This window comes from Streptomyces sp. NPDC058678, assembly GCF_042714835.1.
Classification (GTDB): domain Bacteria; phylum Actinomycetota; class Actinomycetes; order Streptomycetales; family Streptomycetaceae; genus Streptomyces.
On sequence record NZ_JBHXSG010000017.1, the window covers coordinates 143,970 to 149,969 of the forward strand.

5 protein-coding genes and 1 rRNA gene are annotated in these 6,000 nt (G+C 72.3%); 5 read left to right on the forward strand and 1 reads right to left on the reverse strand.

Annotation, left to right across the window (positions count from 1 at the left end; genetic code table 11):
* The first annotated feature begins 82 nt into the window (after positions 1-82).
* Genes ACFWWR_RS18200 through ACFWWR_RS18220 form a run of 5 tightly spaced genes read left to right on the forward strand, consistent with a single transcriptional unit; the run spans position 83 to position 5,819 of the window.
* Positions 83-1,444, forward strand: a complete 1,362-nt coding sequence (locus ACFWWR_RS18200; protein ID WP_384304202.1) for a glycerophosphoryl diester phosphodiesterase membrane domain-containing protein — start codon at positions 83-85, stop codon at positions 1,442-1,444.
* Between the two features lie 4 nt (positions 1,445-1,448).
* Positions 1,449-2,309 carry a DUF4129 domain-containing protein gene (locus ACFWWR_RS18205; RefSeq protein ID WP_384304205.1) on the forward strand — a complete coding sequence of 287 codons (861 nt, stop codon included), beginning with the start codon at positions 1,449-1,451 and terminating at the stop codon, positions 2,307-2,309.
* Positions 2,306-3,520: a DUF4350 domain-containing protein gene (locus ACFWWR_RS18210; RefSeq protein WP_384304208.1), complete on the forward strand. Its 1,215-nt coding sequence runs from the start codon at positions 2,306-2,308 to the stop codon at positions 3,518-3,520. The genes ACFWWR_RS18205 and ACFWWR_RS18210 overlap by 4 nt, the downstream gene beginning before the upstream one ends.
* The gene (locus ACFWWR_RS18215; protein ID WP_384304223.1) at positions 3,520-4,509 is read left to right on the forward strand and encodes an AAA family ATPase; all 990 of its coding nucleotides are present in this window, start codon (positions 3,520-3,522) and stop codon (positions 4,507-4,509) included. The genes ACFWWR_RS18210 and ACFWWR_RS18215 overlap by 1 nt, the downstream gene beginning before the upstream one ends.
* On the forward strand, positions 4,509-5,819 hold the full coding sequence (locus tag ACFWWR_RS18220) for a DUF58 domain-containing protein (protein WP_383859671.1): 1,311 nt from the start codon (positions 4,509-4,511) through the stop codon (positions 5,817-5,819). Before ACFWWR_RS18215 ends, ACFWWR_RS18220 begins: the two co-directional genes overlap by 1 nt.
* A gap of 86 nt (positions 5,820-5,905) precedes the next feature.
* On the opposite strand, the gene rrf is transcribed toward ACFWWR_RS18220, so the two are convergent.
* Positions 5,906-6,000, reverse strand: a 5S ribosomal RNA gene (gene rrf / locus ACFWWR_RS18225); the annotation flags it as partial.

The window sequence follows — 6,000 nt, forward strand, 5'->3', positions numbered from 1 at the left end:
TGGTCCGTCGATGACCACCCCATGGCACGATGGCTGCCAACCTGCCGCCGCGACCGCGGACGGGCACCGTGAAGGAGCGACGATGAAGGACACTCCGGGCTGGGCCTCGCCCGGATCCGCCCCCTCCGACGGGCACGAGCCCGGCGCGTCCGGCACCGCCGAGCCCGCCGACCGGCCCGACACCGCGAACCCCGCGGAGCAGCCGGGACCCCAGGACCCCGGCTCGAAGTGGTCCAAGGAGCAGCCACCGGCCGACCAGTGGTCCGCGCCCGCAGGCGGGCCGGCACCCGGTCAGACGCCGCCACCCCCACCGCCCGGCCCGGACTGGGGCACCCCACCCCCCACCGGTCCCGGTGGATACGGGGGCTACGGCACTCCCGGCGGCGGAAACGGTGGACCCGGCGGCTGGGGCGGCGCCTACGGTCCTCCCGGCGGTTACAGCGGCTGGGGCGGGCCCCCGCCCGCGGCCAAGCCCGGCGTGATCCCGCTCCGCCCCCTCGGCGTGGGCGAGATCCTCGACGGCGCGGTCTCCACCATGCGCACCTACTGGCGCACGGTCCTGGGCATCTCGCTGACCGTCGCGATCGTCACCGAGATCGTCGTCATCCTGCTCCAGGGCCTCGTCCTCAACGACACCACCGACGCCGAGGCCCTCAACGACCCGAGCGCCACGCTCAGCGAAGTCACCCGTGCCATGGGCGACGCCATGCTCGGCAGCGCGGTCGTCTTCGCGATCACCCTGATCGGCACGGTCATGGCGACCGCCCTGCTCACCACCGTCACCAGCCGCGCGGTGCTCGGCCGCCCCGTCACCACCGGCGAGGCCTGGCGCGACGCCCGCCCTCAGGTGATGAAGCTCCTGGGCCTGATCCTGCTGCTGATGCTCATCACCGTCGGCATCGTCCTCGTGGGCGTGCTCCCCGGCATCCTCGTGGCCGTCTCGGGCGCAGCCGGGCCGGGCGCTGCCATCGCCGTCCTGGGCGGACTGGGCGCCGGCCTCGTCGCCGTGTGGCTGATGATCCGCTTCTCCCTTGCCTCGCCCGCGTTGATGCTGGAGAAGCAGGGCATCGTGAAGTCGATGAGCCGCTCCGGAAAGCTGGTCCGTGGCTCCTGGTGGCGAGTGTTCGGCATCCAGTTCCTCGCGGCGATCATCGCGAACATCGTCGCGGCGATCGTCGTCATCCCCTTCACCTTCCTCGCCGCGGCATTCAGCGGCGACGGCGTCACCGGCTTCATGGAGGGCACCGGCGGTCTCGGCTGGACGTTCCTCATCATCAGCGGGATCGGCTCGGTGATCGGCTCCATGATCACCTTCCCGATCACGGCGGGCGTCACCGTGCTCCTCTACATCGACCAGCGCATCCGCCGCGAGGCCCTCGACCTCGAACTGGCCCGCGCCGCCGGCGTCCAGGAGTACGGCACCACCCCCGCTCCCGGGAGCTGATGCGGTGAGGCTGGCGGGGGGAGTTCTCACAGCGGCACAGGCACTGCCGAACGCCGCAGACATGGCCGTACGCACCGCGCAGCGCGTCGGCGACACACCAGTACAGTCCCTGCTGCGCGTCCGCGACACATCGGTCCGCGCCCTGCTGCACGCCGACCCCACAGCCGTACTGTCGCTCGCCGGCTCCAGCGACGAACCACCGCTGACAACTCCGCGCGACCCCGCGCGCGAGGCGGCCCGGCGCGAGCTGTCCAAGCGGATGTACCACGAGAACGATCCCGGTTGGTTCCAGCGCGCCCTGAACGCCTTCTGGGACTGGGTCGACAAGTTGTTCAACGCCGCCTCGGCCGCGACCCCCGGCGGAGCGCTCGGCCTGGTCGTCGTCATCGTGGCCGTCCTCGCAGTCCTGGGCGCCCTGTGGTGGCGCCTCGGCACCCCGCGCCGCGAACCCGCCTCCTCCACCGCCCTGTTCGACGACCGCCCCCGCGGCGCCGCCGAACACCGCGCGGCCGCCGAGGCGCACGCGGCCCAGGGCCACTGGAGCCAGGCCGTCCAGGAACAGATGCGTGCCATCGTCCGCTCCCTGGAGGAACGCGCCCTCCTCGACACCCGCCCCGGCCGCACGGCCGACGAGGCAGCCACCGAAGCCGGCCGCGCACTGCCCTCGCAAGCGGACCGACTGCGCGCCGCCGCCCGGGACTTCGACGACGTGACGTACGGCGGACGCGCGGCGACCGAGCAGTCGTACCATCGCATCGCCGAACTCGACCGCGACCTGGAGCGCACCAAGCCCCAACTCGCGAGCAGCAGCCCCCAGACGGCCCCCGGTGCGGCCGCCAACAACCGCCGGGGAGCCGCCGAATGACCACCGAGGCCAAGCTCCCCTCGACCTCGACCTCGACCTCGGCCTCGCCCACCGCACGCCAGGTGTGGACCCGCGCGCGAGGCGTCGTCCTCGCCCTCGTGCTCCTCCTGGTGGCGGCAGTCGCGATCGCCACCATCCGCTCCGACACCCGGCACGGCACGCTCGACCCACGCTCCGCGGACCCCTACGGCAGCCGTGCCGTGGCCGAACTCCTCGCCGACCGGGGCGTCTCCACGCGCGTGGTCACCACCCTCGCCGAGGCCAACGCCGCCGCCGGCCCCGACACCACGCTCCTCGTCGCCGTCCCAGACCTCCTGACGCACGGTCAACAGAGCCAACTGCGATCCGGAACCGCCGACTCCGGCGGCCGCACCGTCCTCGTCGCCCCCGGCAGCTGGTCCGTCGAACGGCTCGCCCCCGGCGTCGTCGCCAACCCGGCCACCAGCCTCGACTCGACGCTCTCCCCCGACTGCGACCTGCCCGCCGCCCGGCGCGCGGGCACCGCCGACACGGGCGGCATCCGCTACACCGCCACCCGGCCCGACGCCGACGAGTGCTACCCCAGCGAGCGCCTGGCCACCCTGGTACGGGTCCCGGACACGTCCGGAAACGGCGACACCGTCGTACTCGGCGCGCCCGACATCCTCTACAACGACGCCCTCGACGAACGAGGCAACGCCTCGCTCGCCCTCCAACTCCTCGGCTCCCGCCCCCATCTGGTCTGGTACCTCCCCTCACTCTCCGACGCCCCGGCCACCGGCACCGACGACGAACGCGGCTTCCTCGACCTACTTCCCTCGGGCTGGCTCTGGGGCACACTGCAGCTCTTCATCGCCGCAGCCCTCGCCGCCCTCTGGAGGGCACGCCGACTCGGCCCCCTGGTGCCCGAAAAACTCCCCGTGGCGATCCGCGCCTCCGAAACCGTCGAAGGCCGTGCCCGCCTCTACCGCAAAGCCAACGCCCGCGACCGCGCGGCCGCCGCTCTCCGCTCCGCCACCCGCACCCGCCTCGCCCCCCTCATCGGCGTCTCCGTCACCCAGGCCCACGCGCCCGAAGCCCTGCTCCCCGCCCTGTCCGCCCTCCTCGACAGCCATGGGGACGGACAGGCCCTGCACTCGCTCCTCTTCGGCCCGCCGCCCGGCGACGACGCGGCCCTCATCTCCCTCGCCGACCAACTCGACGCCCTCGAAAGAGAGGTACGCCGTCCATGATGGACCCGACCACTGACAACGCCGGGTACGCCGGGGATCAGGGCAACCCCCGAGCCGCCCTGGAAGCCCTGCGCGCCGAGATCGCCAAGGCCGTGGTCGGCCAGGACCCCGCCGTGACCGGCCTCGTCGTCGCCCTCCTCTGCCGCGGACACGTTCTCCTTGAAGGAGTCCCCGGAGTCGCCAAAACGTTGCTCGTCCGCGCCCTCGCATCCGCACTGGAACTCGACACCAAGCGTGTCCAGTTCACCCCCGACCTGATGCCGAGCGACGTGACGGGCTCCCTGGTCTACGACACCCGCAGCGCCGAGTTCTCTTTCCAGCCCGGCCCGGTCTTCACCAACCTCCTCCTGGCCGACGAGATCAACCGCACCCCGCCCAAGACCCAGTCGTCGCTCCTCGAAGCCATGGAGGAACGCCAGGTCACGGTCGACGGCACCCCCCGCCCCCTCCCCGACCCGTTCCTGGTCGCCGCGACCCAGAACCCCGTCGAGTACGAGGGCACGTACCCCCTGCCCGAGGCCCAGCTGGACCGTTTCCTCCTCAAGCTGACGATCCCGCTGCCCTCCCGCCAGGACGAGATCAGCGTCCTCACCCGCCACGCCGAGGGCTTCAATCCGCGCGACCTGCACGCCGCCGGCGTACGCCCCGTCGCAGGCCCCGCCGACCTGGAAGCCGCCCGGGCCGCGGTCGCCAAGACCACGATCTCTCCGGAAATCACCGCCTACGTGGTCGACATCTGCCGAGCCACCCGCGAATCGCCCTCCCTCACCCTCGGCGTCTCCCCGCGTGGTGCGACGGCCCTGCTCGCCACGGCCCGCGCCTGGGCCTGGCTGGTCGGCCGCGACTACGTCACCCCCGACGACGTCAAGGCACTCGCCCTCCCCACCCTCCGCCACCGCGTACAGCTTCGCCCGGAGGCCGAAATGGAAGGCGTGACGGCCGACTCCGTCATCAACGCGATCCTCGCCCACGTCCCCGTCCCCCGCTGATGGCACTCACCGGACGCGCCGCGCTCATCGCGGCCCTGGGTTCCCTCCCGATCGGCATCTGGGACCCCAGCTGGACAGGCATCCTCGCGGTCAACGCCCCCCTCGCACTCGCCTGTGCCTGCGACTTCGCACTCGCGGCACCCGTACGACGCCTCGGCCTGACCCGCTCGGGCGACACGTCGGTCCGCCTGGGCGACACCGCCGACGTCACCCTCACCGTCACGAACCCGTCCCGCCGCCCGCTCCGAGCCCACCTGCGCGACGCCTGGCCCCCCAGCACCTGGCAGCCCGGCACGGAAGTAACAGCCTCCCGCCACCGGCTGACCGTGCCGGCAGGCGAACGCCGCCGCGTGACCACCCGGCTACGACCGACCCGCCGCGGCGACCGCCAGTCAGACCGCGTCACGGTCCGCTCGTCCGGCCCCCTGGGCCTCTTCACCCGCCAGGGCACCCACAAAGTCCCCTGGACCGTACGCGTCCTGCCGCCGTTCACCAGCCGAAAGCACCTGCCCTCCAAACTGGCCCGTCTGCGCGAACTGGACGGCCGCACCAGTGTGCTCACCCGCGGCGAGGGCACGGAATTCGACAGCCTGCGCGAGTACGTCCCCGGCGACGACACCCGCTCCATCGACTGGCGCGCCACAGCCCGCCAGACCACGGTCGCCGTACGCACCTGGCGCCCCGAACGCGACCGCCACATCCTCCTGGTCCTCGACACCGGCCGCACCTCAGCAGGCCGCGTCGGCGACGCCCCACGCCTCGACGCCTCGATGGACGCGGCACTGCTCCTCGCCGCCCTGGCATCCCGCGCCGGCGACCGCGTCGACCTGCTCGCATACGACCGCCGCGTACGCGCCCTGATCCAGGGCCGCACGGCAGGCGACATGCTCCCGTCCCTGGTCAACGCCATGGCAATCCTGGAACCCGAGCTCGTCGAAACGGACTTTCGAGGCCTCACGGCAACGGCACTCAGGTCGGCCCCTCGCCGCTCCTTGATCGTCTTGCTCACGACTCTCGACGCGGCCCCGGTCGAGGAGGGCCTGCTCCCGGTCCTCTCCCAGCTCACCCAGCGCCACACGATCCTGCTGGCATCCGTAGCGGACCCGCACATCGCCGGCATGGCCACAGCCCGCGGCAACACCGACGCCGTCTACGAGGCCGCAGCCGCCGCCCAGGCCCAGAGCGAACGCCATCGCACCGCGGAACAACTCCGCCGCCACGGCGTCACCGTCGTAGACGCGACCCCAGACGACCTGGCCCCCGCACTGGCAGACGCATATCTGGCGCTGAAGGCCGCCGGACGCCTATGAGGTATTGCTGCCGGAGGCGGCCGGCCTCAACACACGTGAACGCAAAAAAGGCCCACACCGTGAGGTGTGGGCCTTTCTCAAAAATTGTTCGGCGGCGTCCTACTCTCCCACAGGGTCCCCCCTGCAGTACCATCGGCGCTGTAAGGCTTAGCTTCCGGGTTCGGAATGTAACCGGGCGTTT

What these genes read in the sequence shown, in the direction of transcription:
- ACFWWR_RS18200 (WP_384304202.1), top strand. Translation starts at nt 83, where the DNA reads ATGAAGGACACTCCGGGCTGGGCCTCGCCCGGATCCGCCCCCTCCGAC.
- ACFWWR_RS18210 (WP_384304208.1), top strand. Translation starts at nt 2,306, where the DNA reads ATGACCACCGAGGCCAAGCTCCCCTCGACCTCGACCTCGACCTCGGCC.
- ACFWWR_RS18215 (WP_384304223.1), top strand. Translation starts at nt 3,520, where the DNA reads ATGGACCCGACCACTGACAACGCCGGGTACGCCGGGGATCAGGGCAAC.
- ACFWWR_RS18220 (WP_383859671.1), top strand. Translation starts at nt 4,509, where the DNA reads ATGGCACTCACCGGACGCGCCGCGCTCATCGCGGCCCTGGGTTCCCTC.